Raw genomic sequence first — 24105 nt, 5'->3', positions numbered from 1 at the left:
TATGGAAAAAGTGTTTATTGTTGCAGCAAAACGTACCGCATTAGGCTCGTTCGGTGGATCATTGAAAAATATAACAGCTGGTGATCTCGGTGCCTACGCTATTCGTGCGCTTTTAGATGAGACACAATTAAACGGTGCTCACGTTGATGAAGTCATTATGGGCAATGTGATTGGTGCAGGACAAGGCATGAATATTGGGCGTCAAAATGCGTTGCATGCTGGACTACCTGTCACCACCCCTGCTTATACCGTAAATATGGTCTGTGGTAGTGGTATGAAAACTGTTATGGATGGGGTTTCACATATCCTGAGTGGCGACGCGCAAGTCGTCATCGCAGGTGGTGTAGAGGTCATGTCGGCCATACCTTATACCATTTCTGGGTCAATCCGTAATGGGCATAAAATGGGTCATACCGAGCTTACCGATCTGATGATTCATGACGGCCTCACGGATGTATTTAATCAATATCATATGGGCGTGACAGCCGAAAATATCGCAAAAGAAATGGGTATTCCACGTCAAACTCAAGATGAATTTGCATTAAACAGCCAACGTAAAGCGATCGCGGCTATAGAAGCAGGACGATTCAAAGATGAAATTACACCTGTTGAAATTAAAAGCCGTAAAGAAACAATTGTTTTTGATACCGACGAATACCCAAAAGCAAATACTACGATAGAAAGCCTATCGAAGTTGCGTCCAGCTTTCGATCGAGAGGGAACTGTAACAGCGGGTAATGCCTCAGGCATTAACGATGGTTCCAGTGCCGTTATGCTCGCCTCAGAATCAGCGATTAAACAATATAACTTAACTCCCTTAGTTGAAGTGGTCGGCTATGCACAAGATGGTGTCGACCCCAAAGTTATGGGGTTAGGACCTGTTGGTGCGGTGACTAAAGCACTAACAAAAGCCAGATTAAAACTCAGCGACATCGATTTATTTGAACTTAATGAAGCTTTTGCAGCACAAGCATTAGGCGTGATTAAGCAGTTATCAGATAAACATCAACTACCGGCATCTAACATCGTTGAAAAAGCAAATGTAAACGGAGGTGCAATCGCATTAGGACACCCATTAGGAGCATCAGGCAACCGAATTTTGGTGAGCTTGATTTATGAGATGCGCAAGCGCTCAAGTCAATATGGTGTGGCATCACTATGTGTTGGTGGAGGCATGGGCACTGCAGTGATAGTCAAATCAATCGAATAAATTAACGGAAAATCATTCACGATTAGGAGAGTAACTATGTATACCGAGTTTTTCAAAACATTTACCGATCAAGCAGAAAAAGGTCTTGAACCTTACGTAAAATTTAACCAATTAATGGCAAAAAACGTAGAAACACTGACTGAAATGCAACTTAACGCGATTAAAACATACAGCGAAATGGGTTTGAATCAAGTAAAAGCAGCCAGTGAAGTAAAAGACGTCACTACTATGACCAAGTTCAACAGTGAACAAATGTCAGTATTTTCTAAACTCTCTCAGCAAATGACGGATGACAGTAATAAAATCCAAGCGATTGCTAAAGAGTTTAAAGACGACTTTGACAAACTTTCTACAGAAAACTTAAAAACAGCAACTCCGGCAAGTTAAGGAAAAATCACACCTAGCTAGAGTTCACGCCGCCGTCCTAAGGGAGGCGGCGTATTTTCTGAAGACAGGAGTCTTAACATGTATCAAAACTTTTTTTCTGAGTACTTAGTTAAAGTACAAGAAGCCAATGCCCATTGGTGGAAAAGTTTAGAAACGAATAAACAAGTATTAAACTCACCAGTTAATAATGCGTTACGAGAAGTCAACTTTGATGATACAGCGAAACTGCTAGAACATGCGGCAAACCAACCTCAAGCAATTGTAAAGCTGCAATCCCAGTGGTGGGAAAAACAGTTAGAGATTTGGCAAAATGTATTTCTCGATCCGCAAAACGCAGGCAGTATTGAACCAGAGAAAGGCGATAAACGCTTTGCAAATGAAGCTTGGCAATCCGACATGGTATCCAATTTTATTAAACAATCGTACATGTTGTTTAGTAAAACATATTTAGACACCATTAATTCAATTGAAGGTTTGGATGACAAAGCAAAAGAACGTTTAATGTTCTTCTCAAGACAAACGATTAACGCACTTTCGCCATCAAATTTCATTGCCACTAACCCTGAATTACGCCAGCTCACCATAGATAAAAATGGCGCTAATCTGATGGTAGGGTTAGAGCAATTAAAACAGGATGTTGAGTCGAGCGCTGAAATCTTGAAAATTCGGATGACGAATCAAAAAGCTTTCCGCATTGGGCAAGACATTGCAACGACGCCTGGTGATGTTGTTTATCGCAATGATCTTTTCGAGCTTATTCAATATAAGCCCATGACCGAACAAGTAAATGCAACGCCGCTGCTTATCGTTCCACCTTACATTAATAAATACTATATTCTTGATTTAAGAGAAAAAAACTCTATGGTTCGTTGGCTTGTTGAGCAAGGCCATACCGTGTTTATGATGTCGTGGAGAAATCCAGGCCAAGAACAAAGTGGTGTTGAATTTGGTGACTATGTCACTGACGGTGTTATGAAAGCGGTCAGCGCGATTGAAGGCATTACTGGCCGAGAACAGGTCAATGCGATTGGCTATTGTATCGGTGGGACTGTACTCGCATCCACAGTTGCATATTACGCAGCTAAGCGAATGAAAAAACGCATAAAATCTGCAACATTTCTAACGACTATCCTCGACTTTGAACAGCCGGGAGATATCGGGGTATACATCAATAAGCCCATTATTGATGCCGTCGAAATTCAAAATAACCTTCGTGGTTACATGGATGGTCGATTGATGAATGTGACTTTCAGCTTGCTGAGAGAGAATTCATTGTACTGGAATTACTATGTAGAGCATTACTTAAAAGGTAATGACCCTGTCGATTTTGATCTTTTATACTGGAACAGTGATGGTACCAACTTAAGCGCAGCCACCAGCAACTTTATGCTGAGAGATTTGTACCTCAATAATAAACTAGTACAGAATAAAGGCGTAAAGGTCGGTGGAGTTTGGATTGATTTGAAAAAGATCAATATTCCAACCTATTTTGTATCAACGAAAGAAGACCACATTGCTCTATGGCAAGGAACCTATAAAGGCGCGGTACATATTGGTGGTAATAAAACCTTTGTACTTGGTGAATCCGGTCATATTGCGGGTATTGTCAATCATCCTTCGAGAAATAAATATGGCTTTTGGGTCAATGATACGTTGAGTGATGATGCCAATACTTGGCTCAAGGAGGCCAACCATGAAAACGGGTCTTGGTGGACACACTGGAATGATTGGGTTGCACAACATAACCAGGACGAGCAAGTTATACCTTATACTACCGGCTCAGAGCAGTATCCAATCTTGATGGAAGCACCTGGAGAGTATGTCAAAGTCACTCTTCCTGTAGAAGCGGAAAAAGAAGTGGAAAAAGAAGCGTAACTTAATCAATCTTTGCAGATAAAAAAAAGCGGCTGAAGCCGCTTTTTTATCTCGTTTACACTGTAAATATGGGCCACGTTAATCACCCTTACATCTTAAGCAAGTTGCTGCATTTTTTCTTGACGATAAATAACTAAATCTTCAATCGTCAATACTGGCATGTCATGAGCATAGCCAAATTTAACAATCTCTGGCGTCGTCGCCATCGTACCATCTTCATTAGTGACTTCACACAATACGCCAAACGGCGATAAACCTGCCATTTGCATTAAATCAACGGTACCTTCAGTATGTCCACGGCGGGTCATTACACCACCTGTACGGGCTCTCAGAGGGAAAACATGTCCTGGGTGACATAAGTCTTCAGGTTTCGCATCTAAACGCCCTGCTGCTTTGATAGTCGTCACGCGATCTTTCGCAGAAACACCGGTGGTAACCCCATGTTTTGCTTCTATAGAAATGGTAAACGCGGTTTGATTAGCGCTGTCATTCATCGCTACCATCGGGGTTAAATTTAACTTCGTGGCATGTTCATCACTCATACAAACACACACAATACCACTCCCCTCACGAATCATGAGAGCCATTTGCGCATCAGTTAAATGGTCGACAGAATAGATCAGATCGCCTTCATTTTCACGATGTTCATCGTCTAGTAATAGTACGCCACGTCCTTCACGCAATGCTGTGAGTGCGTTATCGACACGGGTAAAAGAATCGCCGAAACCGGCAAGTAATGATGACTGATTCATGGTTAAACTCCTAACGAATACCAGAACCAGGGCTTTGAGGGACAAAAATCACAAAGCCGCACATCGAAAAAATCGAAGTGCAGCCTGTTTATCATTCTCTCTCATCCGGACTATTACCGTCGGCTCTGGACTTTGACCAGATCTGCTGACCTCGACGTATCGAGCGCTCGTGGGCTTACCTTGCGGCCTACCACCGGTGGGGAATTACACCCCGCCCTGAGAATAAAATTTGTATATTTAGATATAAAATGAGAGCCAATATTAGCGCTTCCTTGCGATAATGAAAAGCTGCAATCCTCTCAATTTGAATAGAAAAAAGTCATGGCAATAAAAAAACACAACGTTGAATAATCACCCGGCATAAAAAAGAGCACCTTCCGGTGCTCGTTGTTAAGACAAACAAAATACGTACCGAGATCAGCTATAACTTAAAGCGTGATATCTCTTGCTCTAATTGATTTGCCAACTCATGCAACTCTTTCGCTTTATCCACTGCCGCAACCGCATCACTTGCAAGTTGTTCACTGACTTCACGAACAGATTCAGTATTAGTATTAATATCGGAGGTCACTAATGACTGCTCTTCTGCCGCTGCTGCTATTTGCGTCGCCATATCACTAATAGAACGGATCGCATTACTAATCGCTTGTAAACTTTCCGCGGTTTGGTTGACATCACCTACGCTGGTTTCCACTAAGTTATGGCTGTCCGTCATTGCCGTCACTGCATTTTTTGTGACACTTTGTAAGCTAGAAATCTTGGTTTGGATCTCTTCGGTTGACGCATGAGTTCGTTGTGACAACACGCGCACCTCATCCGCTACTACTGCAAATCCGCGTCCTTGCTCCCCGGCGCGCGCCGCTTCGATCGCTGCATTCAGCGCGAGCAAATTGGTCTGCTCTGCAATACCACGAATGGTCGAAAGAATTGTTGAGATTTCGTTTGCGTTGACTTCAAGTTCACCAATAATCGCAACCGCACTGGTTAACTCTGCCGCGAGCTGATCAATCGATTGTTTGCTTTGCTGCATTTGTTGATAACTTTGATCTCCCAATTCTACGGATTGATTGGCATTACTTGCCGTATTATCCGCATTACCAGCGATCTCTGCCGTTGCCGAGGCCATTTCCGTTACGGCAGTAGCAACCATTGTAATTTCATTTTGCTGTTGCTGAATACGTTCTCGACGCTGGTTAGCAGCGGTGGCCGAACTATTTGCCCCTTCATTTAAGTGTGTACTGACCGCTTTTACATTCACCACCATGTTATGTAAGCGACTAACAAATTTATTGAATTTATCAGCAAGAATCCCTACCTCATCAGAACTATTCACCTCTAAACGACGAGTTAAATCGCCATCACCTTCGGCAATATCTGTTAAAGCATTGGTAATATTAGTCAATCCACGTAGCTGAAGTGCCACAAACCACGACGTTACAACCCCCATAATGACGAGAATCGCGAATCCTATCAATAACTGGGTGATAAGCATCTGATTCAAAGGCTGCTCTAATACCGATTTATTCATCACCATAACGAGATTCCAATCGGTATTCGAAATATCACTTGCCATCATAATTGATGACTTCCCACCAATATTTTCCTCAAGCTGATCGTGGTCTTGAATGGCCATTGCTAACTTTTGCATGGTCAGCTGAGGAGCAATATCATTGATATTTTTAAGAATCATATCTTTATTTGGATGAGCGATAATAGTGCCGTTATCACTCACCAAAATGGCATAACCGTTACCAGGCACTTTAATGGCCAGTACATCACGAATAATTTTATCGAGAGACAAATTCGAGGCCGCCACACCAATCAGTTGTCCATTCTCCATTATCGGCTCTGCCAAAGTGACGACTAACGCTTGCATAGTCACACTTACATAAGGTTCAGTCGTCACCGCTTTGCCTTGTGCTTTCGCTAATTTATACCACCCACGAGCTCGGGGATCATAACCAGCTTTATTAAGTGAAGGATCTTGACGATGCATGTCGCCGTTTTCTTCACCATAATATGTTAACCCAAAGGCACCAGACGTATAAGCTTGGCGTAAAAAAGGAACCACGTCCGCCTCAGGGTTAGATGCTACCTCTTGTGCTAGGCCATGAATCGTCGCTTGCTTCGTTTCAATCCAATCACTAATTCCCTTCGCATGAGCGTTAAGTGTATTAATACTTTCACTTTCAATATAACGCCAAGTTTCAGCTTTAAAAGCTTGATAACCCGCGATTAACAACGCGCCTGCCGTCAAAGTGATCGCTAAAACGACAGAGAAAACCATTTTTCTCTTTAAGGTAAGTTGCATTTATATGCTCCTTGGAACTCATTCTTGTTGTAAGTTGATACTCAGTTTTTTGCACATATGTTGGCTTATTATGAGAACGTATAACTCCGCTCTATATAACGGCTAACTGTTAAACTTGTTTAAAAAAATAGATAAAATCGTGACTTACAACACAAAAATCAGTTATGCATTGGTGCAAACAGGAAAGGATAGGAAGATTCAATCGAAGCATACAATTATCTACGCACACTGATTTGGGAAAACTTTATATTGTAAGAATGTTAGTACAATCAAAAAAGCCTCGCGTTGTGCGAGGCTTCTTTAGGAAAACACGTGGATTAATCCAGCGTTTCTAATTGATTTAAGTAGGTTTTATGCTGCTGGGCAACAGACTCTTCCGGCCCATCCCCCAATTTACTCACTACAATAATCGCGATTGTCGAGAAAATAAATCCAGGAACCAACTCATACACATCAAACAAGCCGCCAGTTTGCTGTTTCCACCAAACAATAGTCGCACCACCGACAATAATACCGGCTAGAGCGCCATAACGCGTCATTTTCGACCAATACAAGCTAATTAGCAAAGCTGGACCAAATGCTGCGCCAAAGCCCGCCCATGCATAGGAAACCAATCCTAATACCGAGCTATCTGGATTCATCGCCAAGCTCAATGCAATGAGAGAAATAACAATGACACCTACACGTCCCATCATCACCACTTGCTTCGATGTCGCGTCTTTATTGATTATTTGTTTATAGAGATCTTCAGAAAATGCCGATGACGACACTAATAACTGAGAGTCAGCTGTACTCATAATCGCGGCTAATATCGCCGCTAACAAAATACCCGCAACCACTGGGTGGAACATCGCGTTGACCAGTAACATGAAGACTTTTTCACCATCATCGAGTGCAATACCCGGGTTGTTTTGTACATAAAGCAATCCCACCATACCGGCAAGTAAAGCACCACACATAGACAGTGCAGTCCAAACCAAAGCAATACGGCGAGCCGTTTTAATGTCTTTATTTGAGCGTGTTGCTTTGAAACGTGCCAAAATATGTGGCTGGCCAAAATAACCTAATCCCCAAGCGACCAACGATATGATGGCAATAGCACCAAGTGGTTTACCGTCTATCGAGTTCCAAAACGTTAATAATTCTGGGTTAATATCGGTCATTTGCGCTTGAAAGGTACTAATACCACCTTCACCGTCTAACGCCACGAGTGGCACCGCAATTAATGCCGCCGACATTAACAGACCCTGGACTAAATCAGTCCATGCAACCGCTAAAAAACCACCAAACAAAGTGTAAGACACCACACACGCGGTACCTATGACAACAGCATAACGGTAGTCTAAGCCAAACACGGTCTCAAACAGCTTGCCGCCGGCTACCAAGCCTGCACTGGTATAAAATAAGAAAAACAGCAAGATGAAAAAGGCAGAAATACTCTGAAGCATAGATGAATTATCATTAAACCGACGGGCAAAAAATTGCGGTAATGTCAGTGAGTCGGTCGTAATACTATAGGTACGTAAACGCTTGGCAGCAATCAGCCAGTTCAACCAGGAGCCGAACAGCAAACCTCCCGCTAACCAGGTCGCTTCAAAACCCGATGCATACGCGTAACCAGGTAAGCCAAGCAGTAACCAACCACTCATATCAGATGCACCTGCCGATAACGCAGATGGCCAAGGGCCTAGCGAGCGTCCACCTAAAAAATAATCCGATGAGCTTTTGGTTCGTTGATACGCGTATAATCCTATCGCTAACATCAGAACCAAATAGACAACGAAAGTGCCTGTTATCGCTATGCTACTTGTATCCATATACATATCCTCTTTATAACTCACGTTTTTCCCTGTCTTGTCGAACTTGCGAGGAGACTAACGGAGTAGTTCATTTAGTGTGTGCTACTGCCAAGCTCTAAAAGATTAGCATTACCACCCACTGCGGTAATATTAATGGTGCGTGTACGTTCAGTAATGAAGCGCAAAACTAAATTGGGATCTCGAGTCACTGGTAACTCGGTTAGATCGGTTTCACAGACTAAACTCACCATCGCACCAGAACGCTCTGCAAGCGCTCGATTTAGTGCCACTTCCATCTCTTTATTCCCAATCAATCCAACGTTACGGACATCCGATTCGAGTACCGAATCATAGCTCTCAAACGGTAGAGTGATCAGCAAATTGGACGGTAACATCGATTGCTCATAAGTTTCATTTAGTTGGTTAAGAAACTCAATGTCATCGCTGCATATAATGACACAATTCCCGGCACTTAACGCTGCAGTACACTGAGCAACCGTCGCTTTTTGCGCATTTTCACTCACATCTTTTTGAATCAATAGGGTAACGCCACGACCAGTTGTATATAATTCGTTCGTTTCACCTGTTGGTCCGACTAAGTGGTGAATTTTGGCGACTGTGTTTTCGCTGTGCGTCAATTGATATTGCATAACTTGAGCAAGCTCGATCCTAAATGGATAAAGCTGTTGTTGCCAAGAGAGTAAGGCTTCTTTTTTATAATCAAAGCGCGTTTGTTGCCAATTATCCCAAGCAGATTCAGCATCTGCAAAACGCGCACTCGGATGTACTACCATCGACATTCCCCTCTAATCGTACTGTGCTTGAGTAAAACGGTATAAATAATGAGGCCCGCCAGCTTTAGGGCCAGTTCCTGATAATCCTTGACCACCAAATGGCTGCACGCCTACCACCGCGCCAACTTGATCACGGTTGATATAACAGTTCCCCACACGAGCATGCGCTTCAATCCAACGATAAGTCGTTTCATTTCGACTGTGTACACCCAAAGTTAAGCCAAACCCAGTATCGTTAATACTTTTTAGAACTTGTGGCAAATCACTCGCTTGATAACGCACAATATGCAATATCGGCCCGAAGTGTTCTTCTTGTAACACGTTAATTGAGTCGATTTCAAATGCGCATGGCGGCACAAAATCTCCATGTTGACACGATTCCGGGATGGCTAACTCAGTAACAAGCGTCTGTGTGGCTTTCATATGAGCGATATGAGCATTCAGTTTATCGCGTGCTTTTGTATCAATCACAGGACCAACATCCGTCGAATGTTCGTATGGTAAACCCAAACGTAATTCCTGCATCGCCCCTTTAATCAAAGTAATGATTCGATCAGCAACATCCTCTTGAACAAACAATACCCGTAATGCAGAACAGCGCTGCCCAGCGGAAGCAAAAGCCGAGCGTAACACATCTCTAACCACCTGCTCTGGAAGCGCGGTACTATCGACGATCATCGTGTTTTGCCCACCCGTCTCTGCGATCATCGGAACGGGATCACTATCACGATAAGCTAACGTTTGGTTGATCTTCTGTGCTGTGAGTGTTGAGCCAGTAAAGGCGACGCCTGCAATGCGCTCATCACTGGTTAGTTTCTGTCCAATATCAGCACCAATACCCGGCACAAGCTGTACAACTCCTGCTGGAAATCCAGATTCTTTGATAAGCTCCACCGCTCGACAAGCAATAAGAGACGTTTGCTCCGCCGGTTTCGCCACGACCGTATTACCACTTACCGCAGCAGCAACAATTTGGCCTAAGAATATAGCGAGTGGAAAGTTCCAAGGGCTAATACAAGCAATAACTCCCAGCCCGCCTCTCTGATAAGTAAACGACTGACCGTTAAAATCTGTCAAGGTTTGCGGATTAAATACCTCTGATTGCTTCGCATAAAAGCGACAAAAATCGACCGCTTCACGAACTTCATCAATACTATCGTGAATCGTTTTTCCCGCTTCCATATGGCAAAGAGCCACCAGTTCAACAAGATTTTCTTCCAAACAATCAGCTAATGCATCTAACTTATTAGCACGCTCTCGGTATGCCAGTGCTTGCCAATTAGGTAAAGCGGCTTGAGCTCCCGCAATCGCTTTGGAAACATGATCAAGGTCAGCGTAAATCATATGACCAACAGTAATGCGACGATCAAACGGTGCGGTTACAGTTTCGGAAGCATGATCATGGATGATCATGCTTTCGTTAGTTTCTCCATCAGTGATCACAGGAGCTCCCGACCACTGATGACTTAGCCATTGATTAACCGCTTGATTAAAAGGAAGTGCTTCGCTTTCAATATCCACATTCACGCCGCGAGAATTACGCCGCTGGGGGTAAATATTAGGAGGTAGTGTTATACGCTCATTATGTAATGAAGGCTGTGCAAGTAGCATATCAACAGGGTGTTGAGTGAGCTCTTCAATCGGACAGCGCGCATCAATGAGGCGATGAACGAAAGAGCTATTCGCGCCGTTTTCAAGTAAACGGCGGACCAAATAAGGCAAGAGATCTTTATGACTGCCGACTGGTGCATAAATACGAACATCTTGCCCATATTTCTTAAGTACTTGATTAAAAAGTGCTTCGCCCATACCGTGCAAGCGTTGAAATTCAAATTCTTGGTGGGCTGCCATAACAGCAATAGAACTGACCGTTTGCGCGTTATGCCCTGCAAATTGAGGGTATAAATGCCCTTTCACATGTTCGCTTAATAGAAAACGGGCACACGCTAAATAAGAAACATCGGTTGCTTCTTTACGCGTAAACACTGGATAATTGTCATAACCACTTTGCTGCGACCATTTAATCTCGCTATCCCAGTAAGCACCTTTTACCAGACGCATCGGAATAACATCACCAAGTTCTTTTGCTAATGCGGTTAACCACACGAGTGTCGGCAACGCACGTTTTGAATACGCTTGGATAACTAAGCCAAACTTACCCCAGCCGCGGACACTTTCATGACGATACAACTTCTCGAAGAGCTGCAACGATATCTCTAGGCGATCGGCTTCTTCAGCATCAATGGTAATCGCGACATCGTATTGAATGGCATACTCGAGTAAAGACAACATACGCTGATATAATTCATCGACGACGCGATCATAATTAGCAACTTCATAACGAGGATGAATAGCGGATAACTTAATCGATACTGAAGCAGCTGGACTGACTGTACTATCAGATTGATTCTTGCCAACCGCTTCAATCGCCATGAGATAATCTTGGTAATACACATTAGAATCTGCCGATGTTAACGCCGCTTCTCCAAGCATATCAAACGAATAAGTAAAGCCTTTTTCTCTTAGAGGCTTGCCATTCTTTTGTGCTTCTTTCATGGAACGTCCCAGAACAAACTGGTGTCCCATAATCTTCATGGCTTGCTGCATCGCTTTACGAATAACCGGCTCAGATAACTTATTAACTAAACGATTTAACGCTTGATTAGGGCTGGTTTTATCGGGATTTTTCAATCCGACAACTTTTCCAGTTAGCATTAATCCCCAAGTAGAAGCATTTACAAATACCGATTCGGAATGATTAAGATGTGACTTCCAATCCGCGACACTCAAACGATCTCGAATGAAAGCATCGGCCGTTTCTGTATCCGGAATACGCATCAATGCTTCCGCTAAACACATCAATAAGATCCCTTCTTGAGTGTCTAAACTATACTCAAGCAATAGCGCATCAATCATTTGTACTGATCGTTTGTCATCACGGATAGCGCGGATCAACTCAGTTGTATTGGTACTAATTTGGGCTTTTTCTTGCTCGGTTGGGGTAGCAAGCGGTAAGAGTTGCTGTAGCCATTGTGACTCATCAACCATATACAAAGGTGAGATTTCAGCCCAAAGTGTCTCGAGCGGTTGATCGATATACTCAGGTTGTAATACATCCATAGCGTTAAACATGCATTATCCTCCATGTCCGGTGTTCGTTTCCGGAAATTCCATACATTAGCTTGGCAGTGTATTTTGAGTATGAGAAGAATACTTGTTAAAAACTCCGAGTTTTTTGTTAAAAACTCGGCTTATTAACAGATTTGATACACCTGTAGGGATCACGAGTAACATCCCTGACAGTCACAATGATTAACTACGTTTACGGTACTGAGAAGGAGAGCACCCAACTTGGCGAGAGAATATATGGCTAAATACACTAGCGCTTGAAAAGCCCGTAGCGTCAGAAATTTGACTAATGGTAAACCGCCCTTCTTCTAGCATTTTCTTGGCTTTATCAAGGCGTTTTTTCACAAGATACTGGTGGGGCGTTATCTTAGTTGCTTGTTTAAATCGTTCATAAAACTGACTTTCACCCAGAAATACTGCGCCTGCTAATTGGGCGACGGTGATTGGATAGGCAATATGCTTTTCGATATAACGATCGATTACATCAATATCGAAGCGAGACTCTCGCCATTGCAGTTGAAATGCGCAAACATGACGTTGCAATACAGCCAGCAAAGTATCATTGCATGCTCGCTTCAATTGCCAACTCTCAGGATTCGCTTGCATTTCATGAGTTAAAATCTGAATCAATTTTTGGATTTGGCTATCTAACTGAAAATAAGTATCATGGTTGGCAAGTTCATTGAGTTGAGTCATCAATAAAGGTTCGTTATCTTGTGGCGTGGGCATATTAAGGACTAAAATATCCGATTGCTGACTAATGCCGCCAAAGGCATGACCCGCTCCGCAGGTCACCACACACCCTTGTCCCGGATGCACAATGTTACCAATGCCGCTCACTTCAAATTCCATTTGACCATTTAAACCAATCACAATTTGTGTATGTTCATGTTCATGGCGAGCCATTTCAGCCGGTAAGCTGACCAATTCCGCCGGCTTTAAAAACGCTGTATCCCCCTGGCCTTCATCAAGCCAAGATTGTGTGTAAAAACCTTCCATACCGTAACGTTCCTTCGTTAAACACCTTTGATACGATAACAAACTCGTCAGCAAAGCCAAACCATCCTGAGTCTATCACAATGAACTTAGAAAGCGATGCAACCAGATCACAGCCCCCTGAAAACTCTGCTATATTCATTACTGAACACGAATTACTCGACTCGGAACAATGATCAAGTGCACATTAATTACGGTCAATGTCTATTCAATTCTAAAATACGGTCGTATATGTCATAATAAGCTTGCATATTTTATTTAACAGCTCAAAATGTAAAATTGCATATTTATAAAAGTTAAAAAATCAGTGATCTAGTTTATAAAAATATTTTTATAGCCTAGTTCAGGTGAATAGTTACTATAAGAGTCAGCGTTGTATTTATGCTGTCATAAGATTGTCTTTCCCACTATTTCGGTGGTAAAACGTAAAATTGTTGCAGGGACCTATGATCAAACATCGCATCCCAGCGCTATTACTTGCGCTAAGCCCAATTTGGGTAACCACATCGGTACAAGCTAATGAGGTCAAACCCGTTGATCAAGTAGCGTCTATCGATAAAAAATTAACAAACAAACAGAGTGATATTGATGCACTCTCTTCTGAGTATAATCAGCAAGCCAGTCAACTACAGCAACAAAAAAATGAATTGGCCAAGCTAAAGCGCGAAGGAGAAGAGCTACAAACGAAAAAGAATAGAGCCAAGTCAGCGCTTGATAAGCAGTATCAGATATTATTAGAAGATCCAGATACAGATTTGGTTAGCTTTCAAAAAGCTTACCAAAAGGCTTGGGATGCGGTTAAATCCAACCAATCCGCACAACTTGATAAACAGCAAGCTATTACTGAAAATGAAATGGCGTTATCTCGCAAGAAACAAAAGCTTGCGCGGGTTAAAACTGAGTTTTCTAACCTTCAAGAAAGCCGCATTGATGCGCGCGTTAAGCGTTTAGAAGCAGAACTTCGAGAAAGTAGCGCGATTGAAACGAGCTATAAAACCAATTGTTCAACTACGATGACGCTCGGCGAATGCGCAAGCCAAGGTAAACATCTAACGAAACAAAAAGCGGTCAAAACATTTCGGTCTCAATTACTCAATCAACTGACTGAGTCTTCGTTAGCAAAACAATATACGAAGGGAGTTGAGCTCAATATTACGGTTCAAGATTCACAAGTCATTCGTAGTGGGTTTGAAGGTAGCAATGATTACTTCACACAAATTCGCGCTCAAATACAAGCGAAGCCAGAAACCGTAGCGGCATGTAAACTGTTAAACGTATCGACTCGTTATTGTTTGAAGGGCTCCACGAATAAACAAAAGCGTCATGATAAACAATGGGCAACGGTCACTGTACGCTCAGATCAATATGCTGACTCTGTGACAATTAATGGTATTAACTATGGCAGTACGCCGATCGAGATCGTACTCCCGGTAGGCCGCCATCAAGTCACTGTCGCCAAAAAAGGGTTTGAAACCTATAATAGGGTTATCACGATAAATGGTAATGACACAGTTTGGGTTAAATTACACCCGAACAAAAAGAGTGAATCTTAATTAAGTCATAAACATTAAACTTTTTGGCTCATACACTGCTCGCTAGACGTCATTTTGTTACTAAGTTATTGAAAGATGGCTTCTTACAAGATGACGTTTTCGTTTACAATAGCGAGAACATTTTCATTAGCTAATTAAAGTAGATAATAATGCGATACGGTTTCCCCGCTCTGTTATTAGCACTCTCTCCTTGTTTAGTCGTCACAACGGCTGATGCAGCAGACGACAATTTGTCTTCTGTCAGCGCCATCAATGACGCTCTATTGAATAAAAAGACAGAGTTGCAGGATGCACAAACAAAGACACAGACTCAAAAAGATGCTTACCAAGTGAAGCAGGAAGCACTGCGTCAACTCGAAAAGAAAGCGAACGAGCTGTCTCAGCAGTTAAAAGCGGCGAAAGTTGCTTTGGATAAGTCTTATGATTCGATGTTGACAAGCCCTGATACGGATATCAGCTCAGTAAAAGCGGAATATCAGCAAGCGTGGGCAAAAGTCAAAGCGAACCAGACCGCACGCTTAAACGCTCAACAAGCGCTAGACGAACAGAAAACGACATTAGAGCAACAGCAACAGCACGTCGAGCTACTGACCCGTGCGGTGAATGAACTTAATATCGAAAAACGTCAAGCACGTGCACAGCGATTACAACGTGAACTCTCGCAGACCCATGAACAAAAAATCAGTTTCACGAACCGTTGTAGCAATACGATGACTATCGCCCAATGTGCCGAGCAAACCAAAGAGCTGGGTTTACAAAAAGCGGTCAATCAATATCAACAATGGTTGTTAAGTAATGCCACGGAAAGCAAATTGATCAAACAGCATGCCGATAACGCCTCTTTAAACATCCACTTATTGAAGCATCGCATGCTTAAATCAGGGTTTAACAATAATAACCAGTACCAATCGGTTATTTTGGCCAAGCTCGAAGCTCGTCCAGATGACGTCGTGGCTTGCCAATTGCTAAGCCTGAATAAATCAGATTGCGTTGATCCACAAAAAGCAGCACAAAAACAAAAAAATAAAGAAGTCGCTTGGGTCAGCCTTACTGTTCATTCCAACAAATATCATGATCATATCAAAGTGGATGACGTCAATTATGGCAGTACACCCATCGATATCATGCTTCCCGTTGGCAAACACGAGATTACCGTAACCAAAGAGGGTTATCACGATTTTACTAAAACCGTTAATATTCGTTCTAATTACACCTTTCGTGCGGTTTTGAAAGAACAAGCCAATATACTAAAAGCAGGACACAAATTTGCCGATTCATTGAAAGGTGGCGTAAAAGCACCTGAAATGATTACCATGATCCGTGGAGAATATTTGATTGGAGAACACGCCAGTCACAAGATCAGCCTTGATCATGCTTTCGCGTTAGGCGCGACACCTGTGACAGTCGGACAGTTTGCAACCTTTATTAATCAAACCAACTATCAAACAGATGCCGAACTGAAACATCTGTGTATTGCGGTTCACGACACCGAAATCACCCCTATTTCAGATAGCTATTGGCGTAATCCAGGATTTAAACAAACAGCAACGCATCCTGTTACCTGTGTCAGCCAAAATGATGCTAAAGCTTATGCAGCGTGGCTATCAAAACAAACCGGCTTCACGTATCGCTTACCAACACCTAATGAGTGGGAAATAGCCGCTCGCTCTGGTAGTCAAAGTGATTACCCATGGGGAGACGACTTTGGCGCTGATAATGCCAATACTGGTTGGTCTGGTAGTCAGTGGTCCAACAAAAGTACCTCGCCGGTGAAGTCATTTGATGCGAATAATTTAGGTTTTTATGACGTCATAGGGAATGTTTGGGAATGGACAAATGATGAACGCGGTATGGCCCGTGGCGGAGCATGGAGTTTTTCTCCAAGTGCAGCTAAAGCTGATAATCATCTGTTTATTGCGCCAGATACTGCAGCCAACTATGTCGGCTTTAGAGTAGTTAGAGAGATTCATAAGTAAAAAAAGGGAGCGATTGCTCCCTTTTTTATTATTTATAATTGATTCATCTTACCTGAAATTTTTCTCATTAATGCCTTAGTCGCGATTGCATCGGTCAATTTTTCAATATTTCACGGTAATTTTGAGATCGTCATGTCAAAATTGACTTCCTGTAAGCCACGATAAGCAACACAAAGCTAATCACCTAGCCTTCGCTATCAATTACAATAAAACACTCCTTAAAAAAGCCTACAGGAGGATTAAAGGCACTAGCTAAGCACAACACCACTGTTTCGCTTCTAACAGCAAGCTTATTAAGGAGCCAAACGGTCTATTGACCATTCATCGCTCTCTTTTAAATAGATAAAGCGATCATGCAGTCTATTTTCTCCGCCTTGCCAAAATTCAATACTTGTTGGTCGAATACGGTAGCCACCCCAAAAGCTTGGAACCGGAATTTCGCCATTAGCGAACTTTTGTTTTAATTCTAAAAACTTTCCTTCCAGAATACCGCGTGCAGAAATTCGGCTACTTTGATGACTTGCGATCGCCGCGATCTGACTTTCTTTGGGCCGCGAGGTGAAATACTTCATGTTTTCTGTCGCAGTCAGTTTTTCGGCAACGCCCGTAATATGCACTTGTCGCTCTAAATTGTGCCAAGGGAAATGCAAACTGACTCGGTGATTGTGCTCAATATGCTGGGCTTTACGGCTGCCTAAATTGGTGTAAAAAACAAACCCATTTTTTTCAACATTTTTAAGCAGCACAATCCGTTGAAAAGGCTGACCATACTGGTCCACAGTGGCTACAGTCATTGCCGTCGGGTCTATTAACTTCGCTTCTACCGCCTGAGATAACCAAAGATTAAACTGCTCAATAGGATCACTAAGTAAGTTATCTCGTCTTAAACCGCCTCGAGTATATTCACGGCGTATATCTGAAAGTTCCATTTTATCTCTCGCTTTATCTATCAACGCTCCACTCTCTTTAAAATCGAAGAATTGTCGTACCTAATAATCGCTTCTTACTATACCTCAGCAAACGACGACATTATCTTAGTATCTATTCTAGATAGAAATACTCTCTTCACCCTCAGGGATATCATCGGTATTCATTTTTGCTTCGCATTGTATTTCATATTGATTAAAGTAAAAAATAGAGGGGCCATGAACACGCTTAGTCGTTACTTTTTCACCACCAAAATAGATCGTCACATGAGTAAACACTTTATTGGTGATCTCTACGGTATTCTCTTTTAATAACGCATCGAGTTGTTCATTCGTGGTATCAACCGCTAATTTTGCTTTTTCCATTTGTTCATTCGCGATTTTTTTCTCGTGCTCTATTCGTTCTACTTCTTCTTGGGAACGTTCACTCTTATCACGCTTTTTTACAACTAATTCTTTGCGAACGGCTTCCATCGTCGCCTCTTGAGCTTTAACGTACATAGCCTTCTGCTTTGCGAGACGAGCTTTCTGCACAGAAAATTTTGCATATGCTTCTAGCGCTGTCGCCGTATCACCTTCAACGCCAAGTTGATAGCAAACGACTTTTCCGCCCACTTTTGCAACTCCACCACTTAATGTACCTTGCGTACCTTGTTCATCGGTTACATAGAGATTATCACCACATTTTATATCATTACCCATTGAGTGAACCGTTAAGTAAATATCATGGTTCGCTTGTAATTCTGCATATTGTGCGTAATTAGCTTTTATGGCGCCGCCAGCTTTAACCACACATGTTTTACTGCCATCGTCTTTATCAGAATGACCAATGATACCTTTCACGACGGTAATACTGCCTTGCGCTTGAACATCAGCAGACTCGATAAATCCACCTATCGTCACATCCCCTGTTGCTCGTACAATCATCCCTGGTTCTACATCGCCAGCGACAATGACCGAACCTTTAAACTTAACGTGACCTGTTGCTACACTCACATTGTTCAAGCATAAGGCTTGTTCAACATCGACCGTATTATTGCGAATAATTGGCATGCCCGATGTACTCGCAAGTAAGATATTGGGATTATCAGGAGAGATGTGTGTACCGTTACCCGCTTCTAATATTACATCGTCACCAGGGGTTGGTGAGAGAATCTCACCTAATACATTAAACCCCTCATGACCAGGCGTTGCAGATAAACGTTCCATAACAGGATCATTTTCTTCCACGGTAATCGTACTGCCAAAATCGCGCATATCGATTTTAAAGGCATCATTATCTTTTGGGGCAAGTACCCGCTTCATGACGTCTTTAATTAATGGTTTTAAGTAGGCATTTTTCCCATCTTCTACTTTCTTGCCTTGGGCAAAAGGTTGAGTAAATGTAGCCCCGGGTTTAAGGGACTTACTCGCGATAAGAATTTTTTTTAGACTTGGTTTGTGAATTCCTTTTTTTATGCCTACTGCAGAAATAGCTTTAACCATTTCATCTGCAACTAATGCACTTCCACCGTATGCACCTGTCACTGTCATACTCGCTTGCATCTGATTAGGTGAGATTGTAATTTCAAAAGTAGCATTGCGTTTTTCTGCAACAACAAATCCTTGGTAGACACCTGCATCTCCGGCTAGGCCAGCGTTAATAAACTTTTCAATGCCGTCATCTAATGGGCAATAATCGGCAACTTCAAGTTCCTGCAATGCATCTTTTAGTGCTCGTTTATCTAAAGCCGAATCGAATGTTTGCTCTTCGCTCATTCTTGCAATTACTTTTGAATTTTCATTATCAAGCTTGATAAAGTCTTTCCACATATAACCTAACCTGAAGTAATTTATAGATATTCAGTTTACCTAACTTTAATGCTCTAACAAAGCTGGTTAACCACAAAAACGCGAATAGATCGCTAATCCATTGGGTTCTTTCTATTTACAGTGTAAATCCAACAATTACTGGATTTAGCACCTTAATTTACACTGTAAACTAATATACTGTTATATGGTATTTACAGTGTAAATTGACCAAAGACAATACTGTTATTTACACTGTAAATCTCGTAACCATGATAACACTTCTTCACGTAGTGCTTTTTCAACTTGCTTTTTACCAGAACATTTATAGCGCACCGCACATTCTGACCAAGATAACTTTTGAACCACTTTACTAAATAGTAAACCAGATACTGACTGACAACATACCAATCTACGTAATACAACCTGGTGAAGGTTCGCAGCTACCGACTCATAATTACTTCCGCCTAATGCGTAATATTCTACCAATGATACAGTTCTAGCAGAAACTGTAATCTCAATAGTGAGTAACGACTCAGCGACAAGTAACTTGAGAATATCAACATCCGTATTACAGAACGCATCATTCAACTCGAACAATAACTGTGTACGAAACTGCTCTAAAGCGTCTTCTAACCAGCTGCAACTTTGCGCGTGAACCATAAACGCAGAATGACAACCACTCGATTGGTCGCGCTTTGAACCGAGCTTTATAGCAACAAAGCCACTCTTCTTCCAAAAAGCCAATAATGAAGGTGTGCAGCCAAAACTCGTCGATAGGAAATCAAACACCAAATGCTCATTGACGAATTTTATCATCTCACTACCAATGCCCAGCCCCTGAACATCCGGATGAACCGCAATACGCATAATACGTAAACTTCGTTGGCGTGCAGCGCAAGTAATACCAAGTTGGTTAGCTAACGTGATCGTGCCGAGCTGCCCTTTCGGGCGTCGTTTCCCTAAACAAATATCTTGAATCAGTTCGTTACTAAGCTCCCCTTCCGCCACTAATAATGCGCAGCCGACGATATCATCCTCACGAAACGTCGCGACTATCTGAATCGCACTGTCATTAAGAATTTGAAAGACATCATTCGGTGACGTTTGATAATGAGCACTGACGAGTAAAGTAAATAATTGTTGCAATAAATTAGGCTCTGCGACCAACTGTTTAGGCGTTAATAAGCGAATCTTATGATACGAATGAGACATGAGATTCGGGAGATGGTGATTGAGTAATAGTGCTTCGCGGTACCACTTTTCTAATGGATCATTTTTCTGCCAGCGAATCGGCAGAGACATATGCATATGGCGAGTGCCTGGTCTGTGTGCCATGAGCCAGTTTTGAAACGTTAAGGTAAATCCTCGGCCACACCCTTCATAACCGTTAATCGTGGTTGAAAATATCGTACGATGACAGCGCTCAACTAAAGATTGCAACATAGGCACAGGAAATGCAGCTGCCTCATCGACTAATACGAGATCCCACTTTTCGTCAGTACGTAATAAGCAATCCAACGCTACAAAACGGAGTGTCGCATTACCAAAATAAACGGTGTCTTTTTCTTGTGAGGCCTGAGGTAAACAACGGAGTAAATGAGAATAAAGCGGTTGTAATGCTCGCTTTGAGGGAGCCGTTACCGCGATATTAATTTTGTTATTTGCGTACATCAAATCTGCGCTAGCAATACCTAATGCGCTGGTTTTTCCTCTTCCACGCTCAGCCGTCAAAATTAAAGGTCGCTTACGATGGCCAGTAACAACATGTTTAATTGCATCGATTGCCATCAACTGTTCAGTGAAAGACGATTCATCACTATCAGAACACGGAACAACTGGTAGAGGTGAATGATTATCAGGAGTTACTATCAAAAGCTGGGCGAGCTTGTCGTTCAACCATTGATTCGCCGCGTGTGATTCTTGTAATTGACCGACAAAGATTAGCACTCCTCCACCGGACAATGTCCCAATAGCGGCACTAAAACTATTCGCGTCCCAAGGCTCGGATAAATTCCAAATCAAAAGATGACATTCTTGTCCTAACACTTGTTGACCTTGATGTGTCATCAGATTCTGACACCGCTCTCCGCCATCAAAACCAAAGCAAAAAATACGTTGATATGTAGGCCAGTAATCAATGCTATCTTGACAAAAATACGTTTCCCATTGAGTCGACCCACTTGCCACAATGCCGAAGCGACAATACTGCTGTTTAGCAATACCATGTAGTTTTTGTAAAAATGTAATGTCAGTATTCATAGTGTTCTTTCGTCCGAATATACACATTTATGTTAACACAGACAGAAAGTAACGCGTTGTGATTACTGAATCCAATCATCATTGCCAACGTTCTACAGATATAAAAAAACCCGCCTAAGCGGGTTTTGGTTCTGATTTATCCGAGCTACTGCAACTTATTCTCAATAAACGCCAGTATGTCTTGCATCATGTCATCATCAACTTTTTTCATGTTCAATGACAAGTTAGACCCTTTGCGAACATAACTAGCACGACCTTTGATAAGATCGACTCTTGCACTGTCTTTTTGTTTTGGAGGCTCTAATTCTTTAATCCAGCCTTCTAACGTTTCGGTAACTTCTTTTGTTATACGAGAAACACCTTGAGCATCACAGCGCTGCCATACATACATACCATTATCATGACAACGAGCAACCAACTGTTGCTGTTTGTCACTATCAAGTTCGCTAAACTGCTTATGTAGTTTGACGATCGTAGGTCTGCCAAGCTCAACCACATTTGGGTACGCTTTTAACAATTCTAGCGGTAATGCGGCGGCTTTCAATGCCCCACTCACTAATGCTTCGCTACATTGGAACATACGTGCTAACGCTTTTTGATCGTCCGCTTCACCAGCGTCTATTTTCGCCTGCATTTCTTTACCACGTTCATATAGTGATAAGGGTTTGTGAGCGTTAGCGACATCAGAAAGAAACTTCGCGTGCTCTGTATTGATGTCGTTAGCGACATAAATAAGAAACGGCTTATTGGCCAAAATACAAGACATACGACGACGACTACCATCGAGAACTTCTATTTTTCCGTCTGATGTTCTACGACCGACCGCTGGATATTGCTGCCCTTTGTCACGTAAAGTGGTGAGGACGTCTGATAAAGCATGCTCATTTAAAAACGCTTGTTCTCGGGCATTTTCAGCAAATACGACCGTCGCAGTTTGAACTTCTTCAGCCGGAATACTCATCAATTCAAATATTACTTGTTGCTCACCAGCAACCGCTAATTCAATCATTTGAGCTTGCTCTTTCGCAGCCGTATGTGCCTCCATCGGCGTTGTCGCACGACGTTTGTCAGCCTTACCAAATAACTTAGCATTTAGCTCAGATGTTTTTAATGCCATTTTCTATTACCCCAGATTCAAGGAAGACCAATTACTATGAAGAACACGCTCTAATTCTAACGAGCTTTTTTGTACTGCATCCTGAGCCGTGGCTAGCGTCTTCTTACCACCTTCAAAATCAGCAGAAGTGAGATCAAATACGGTACTATACGTATCGGCACACGTTTCAAAAGCACGACTACGGGGAATAGTTGCCATCATCACTTGGTCCCCTAATAAATAGTTCATCTCCGTTAAGACGGACACCTGCTTTTTATTATCATCTTCAAACATGGTTGGCATCAAACGTACGAATTCAAGCCCTTGCCAGTCGTCAGGGAACATCTCATAAACGGTCGGTAAGTGTTGGAAAAAGTTGACTGTTGACGCCCAATCCAACCGCTTAGCTGCACATGGAATCAACAACGCGTTAGATGCATACATCGCATTCCATACCAACGGGTCCACATGTGGGCCAGTATCTATCATAATTATATCGAAATCGTCTGAAATCTTATCAATAAGCTTTTGCTTCAATAAACGTACAATATCTAACGATTGATTTTGCGATAAGTGCTGCCATGCTTCGGCATTAAACATCGCATCTTCTGGGAACGCTGAAATTGTCCGTAAATTAGGGTACTGAGTCGGCAACAAAACGTTTTTATCTAAAAACTCGCTATCCACAACCGTGCCTTCAGGCACATTATCTAGCATAACGTCAACCGCTGAGTAAATGTTTGCATTTTCACTTAAGCTAACTTGCGGGTTCAAGAACAAACGCAATGACCCTTGAGGATCCAAATCTATCAAACAAATGCGATAACGCTTATCTAAATTCAACGCAAGACACGCAGCTAAATGCACAGCAGTCATCGACTTACCAGTACCACCCTTCTGGTTCTGAACGTTAACAATCCAAGGCTTGTTATCACCACTTTTTTTACGTTCATGAAATTTAGGGACGCCAGCTGCATCCATAAGCATGTGAGCTTCGGCAAGAGAAATCGAATAATGATTGGCATTATTTTTAGTAAATTGATGCCCAGCCGCTTCTAGCTTAGCTATCGCATCATCAAGTTTACGCCGTGTTAGTCCCGAACGGGTCTCCATTAATGCCTTAGACATCGGAGGAAAGTGTTCATCACGTCGCTCTTCTAAAACTATCTCAATTCGATCAGCTTGTACTTGCTGAGTTTGCTCTGCGAGCTGGTAGAGATTTTCAATCGTGTTTTCTCGTTTCATTGCCAG

Annotated in this window: 16 protein-coding genes and 1 riboswitch; of the genes, 5 read left to right on the top strand and 11 right to left on the bottom strand. The window is 42.3% G+C overall.

Annotated elements, in window-relative coordinates; translation table 11 throughout:
* The first annotated feature begins 1 nt into the window (after position 1).
* From OCU30_RS12480 to phaC, 3 genes are all read left to right on the top strand, one after another.
* Complete coding sequence (locus tag OCU30_RS12480; protein ID WP_077314714.1) at positions 2–1210, top strand: acetyl-CoA C-acetyltransferase; 1209 nt, start codon at positions 2–4, stop codon at positions 1208–1210.
* 36 nt (positions 1211–1246) lie between these two features.
* Positions 1247–1597: a phasin family protein gene (locus OCU30_RS12475; RefSeq protein WP_077314715.1), complete on the top strand. Its 351-nt coding sequence runs from the start codon at positions 1247–1249 to the stop codon at positions 1595–1597.
* A gap of 78 nt (positions 1598–1675) precedes the next feature.
* Positions 1676–3472, top strand: a complete 1797-nt coding sequence (gene phaC, locus OCU30_RS12470) for a class I poly(R)-hydroxyalkanoic acid synthase (protein WP_077314716.1) — start codon at positions 1676–1678, stop codon at positions 3470–3472.
* 95 nt (positions 3473–3567) lie between these two features.
* Here the strand turns inward: phaC and ribB are convergent, their stop codons facing one another.
* The 6 genes from ribB to OCU30_RS12440 form a co-directional block, all read right to left on the bottom strand.
* Positions 3568–4224, bottom strand: coding sequence for a 3,4-dihydroxy-2-butanone-4-phosphate synthase (gene ribB, locus OCU30_RS12465; protein ID WP_077314717.1), 657 nt, complete (start codon positions 4222–4224; stop codon positions 3568–3570).
* 89 nt (positions 4225–4313) lie between these two features.
* Positions 4314–4452, bottom strand: a riboswitch (FMN riboswitch).
* Between the two features lie 193 nt (positions 4453–4645).
* Complete coding sequence (locus OCU30_RS12460; protein ID WP_077314718.1) at positions 4646–6535, bottom strand: methyl-accepting chemotaxis protein; 1890 nt, start codon at positions 6533–6535, stop codon at positions 4646–4648.
* Positions 6536–6852: 317 nt separating this feature from the next.
* Complete coding sequence (gene putP / locus OCU30_RS12455) at positions 6853–8352, bottom strand: sodium/proline symporter PutP (protein ID WP_077314719.1); 1500 nt, start codon at positions 8350–8352, stop codon at positions 6853–6855.
* Between the two features lie 74 nt (positions 8353–8426).
* Positions 8427–9128, bottom strand: a complete 702-nt coding sequence (locus OCU30_RS12450; protein ID WP_077314720.1) for a 1-pyrroline-5-carboxylate dehydrogenase — start codon at positions 9126–9128, stop codon at positions 8427–8429.
* Between the two features lie 12 nt (positions 9129–9140).
* Positions 9141–12260 (bottom strand): bifunctional proline dehydrogenase/L-glutamate gamma-semialdehyde dehydrogenase PutA, encoded by a 3120-nt coding sequence (putA, locus tag OCU30_RS12445; protein ID WP_077314721.1) that lies wholly within the window; start codon positions 12258–12260, stop codon positions 9141–9143.
* A gap of 180 nt (positions 12261–12440) precedes the next feature.
* Positions 12441–13256, bottom strand: a complete 816-nt coding sequence (locus OCU30_RS12440; RefSeq protein WP_077314722.1) for an AraC family transcriptional regulator — start codon at positions 13254–13256, stop codon at positions 12441–12443.
* A gap of 443 nt (positions 13257–13699) precedes the next feature.
* Here OCU30_RS12440 and OCU30_RS12435 point away from each other — a divergent pair, with 443 nt between their 5' ends.
* Positions 13700–14806 carry a PEGA domain-containing protein gene (locus tag OCU30_RS12435; RefSeq protein WP_077314723.1) on the top strand — a complete coding sequence of 369 codons (1107 nt, stop codon included), beginning with the start codon at positions 13700–13702 and terminating at the stop codon, positions 14804–14806.
* A gap of 149 nt (positions 14807–14955) precedes the next feature.
* Positions 14956–16782, top strand: a complete 1827-nt coding sequence (locus OCU30_RS12430; protein WP_077314724.1) for a formylglycine-generating enzyme family protein — start codon at positions 14956–14958, stop codon at positions 16780–16782.
* A 293-nt stretch (positions 16783–17075) separates the two neighbouring features.
* On the opposite strand, the gene pdxH is transcribed toward OCU30_RS12430, so the two are convergent.
* From pdxH to OCU30_RS12405, 5 genes are all read right to left on the bottom strand, one after another.
* Complete coding sequence (pdxH, locus tag OCU30_RS12425; RefSeq protein WP_077314725.1) at positions 17076–17711, bottom strand: pyridoxamine 5'-phosphate oxidase; 636 nt, start codon at positions 17709–17711, stop codon at positions 17076–17078.
* A 117-nt stretch (positions 17712–17828) separates the two neighbouring features.
* On the bottom strand, positions 17829–19520 hold the full coding sequence (locus tag OCU30_RS12420) for a DUF342 domain-containing protein (RefSeq protein ID WP_077314726.1): 1692 nt from the start codon (positions 19518–19520) through the stop codon (positions 17829–17831).
* A gap of 222 nt (positions 19521–19742) precedes the next feature.
* Positions 19743–21758, bottom strand: a complete 2016-nt coding sequence (locus tag OCU30_RS12415; protein WP_159439139.1) for a GNAT family N-acetyltransferase — start codon at positions 21756–21758, stop codon at positions 19743–19745.
* A gap of 145 nt (positions 21759–21903) precedes the next feature.
* Positions 21904–22875: a ParB/RepB/Spo0J family partition protein gene (locus OCU30_RS12410; protein ID WP_077314728.1), complete on the bottom strand. Its 972-nt coding sequence runs from the start codon at positions 22873–22875 to the stop codon at positions 21904–21906.
* Between the two features lie 6 nt (positions 22876–22881).
* A complete protein-coding gene (locus OCU30_RS12405; RefSeq protein ID WP_077314729.1) occupies positions 22882–24099 on the bottom strand; it encodes a ParA family protein in 1218 nt (405 codons plus the stop codon).
* Between the last annotated feature and the right edge of the window lie 6 nt (positions 24100–24105).

It is taken from the genome of Vibrio palustris, assembly GCF_024346995.1.
Taxonomy (GTDB): domain Bacteria; phylum Pseudomonadota; class Gammaproteobacteria; order Enterobacterales; family Vibrionaceae; genus Vibrio; species Vibrio palustris.
The sequence above is the reverse complement of the archived record's forward strand: the minus strand, read 5'-3'. Positions and strand labels throughout refer to the sequence as shown.

Excerpts from the sequence above, each read along its gene's own strand:
- ribB (WP_077314717.1), bottom strand. The coding sequence starts at position 4,224 with ATGAATCAGTCATCATTACTTGCCGGTTTCGGCGATTCTTTTACCCGT.
- OCU30_RS12420 (WP_077314726.1), bottom strand. The coding sequence starts at position 19,520 with ATGTGGAAAGACTTTATCAAGCTTGATAATGAAAATTCAAAAGTAATT.
- OCU30_RS12415 (WP_159439139.1), bottom strand. The coding sequence starts at position 21,758 with ATGAATACTGACATTACATTTTTACAAAAACTACATGGTATTGCTAAA.
- OCU30_RS12430 (WP_077314724.1), top strand. The coding sequence starts at position 14,956 with ATGCGATACGGTTTCCCCGCTCTGTTATTAGCACTCTCTCCTTGTTTA.
- OCU30_RS12450 (WP_077314720.1), bottom strand. The coding sequence starts at position 9,128 with ATGGTAGTACATCCGAGTGCGCGTTTTGCAGATGCTGAATCTGCTTGG.
- phaC (WP_077314716.1), top strand. The coding sequence starts at position 1,676 with ATGTATCAAAACTTTTTTTCTGAGTACTTAGTTAAAGTACAAGAAGCC.
- OCU30_RS12435 (WP_077314723.1), top strand. The coding sequence starts at position 13,700 with ATGATCAAACATCGCATCCCAGCGCTATTACTTGCGCTAAGCCCAATT.
- OCU30_RS12480 (WP_077314714.1), top strand. The coding sequence starts at position 2 with ATGGAAAAAGTGTTTATTGTTGCAGCAAAACGTACCGCATTAGGCTCG.
- pdxH (WP_077314725.1), bottom strand. The coding sequence starts at position 17,711 with ATGGAACTTTCAGATATACGCCGTGAATATACTCGAGGCGGTTTAAGA.
- OCU30_RS12440 (WP_077314722.1), bottom strand. The coding sequence starts at position 13,256 with ATGGAAGGTTTTTACACACAATCTTGGCTTGATGAAGGCCAGGGGGAT.
- OCU30_RS12460 (WP_077314718.1), bottom strand. The coding sequence starts at position 6,535 with ATGCAACTTACCTTAAAGAGAAAAATGGTTTTCTCTGTCGTTTTAGCG.
- OCU30_RS12475 (WP_077314715.1), top strand. The coding sequence starts at position 1,247 with ATGTATACCGAGTTTTTCAAAACATTTACCGATCAAGCAGAAAAAGGT.
- putA (WP_077314721.1), bottom strand. The coding sequence starts at position 12,260 with ATGTTTAACGCTATGGATGTATTACAACCTGAGTATATCGATCAACCG.
- OCU30_RS12405 (WP_077314729.1), bottom strand. The coding sequence starts at position 24,099 with ATGAAACGAGAAAACACGATTGAAAATCTCTACCAGCTCGCAGAGCAA.
- OCU30_RS12410 (WP_077314728.1), bottom strand. The coding sequence starts at position 22,875 with ATGGCATTAAAAACATCTGAGCTAAATGCTAAGTTATTTGGTAAGGCT.
- putP (WP_077314719.1), bottom strand. The coding sequence starts at position 8,352 with ATGGATACAAGTAGCATAGCGATAACAGGCACTTTCGTTGTCTATTTG.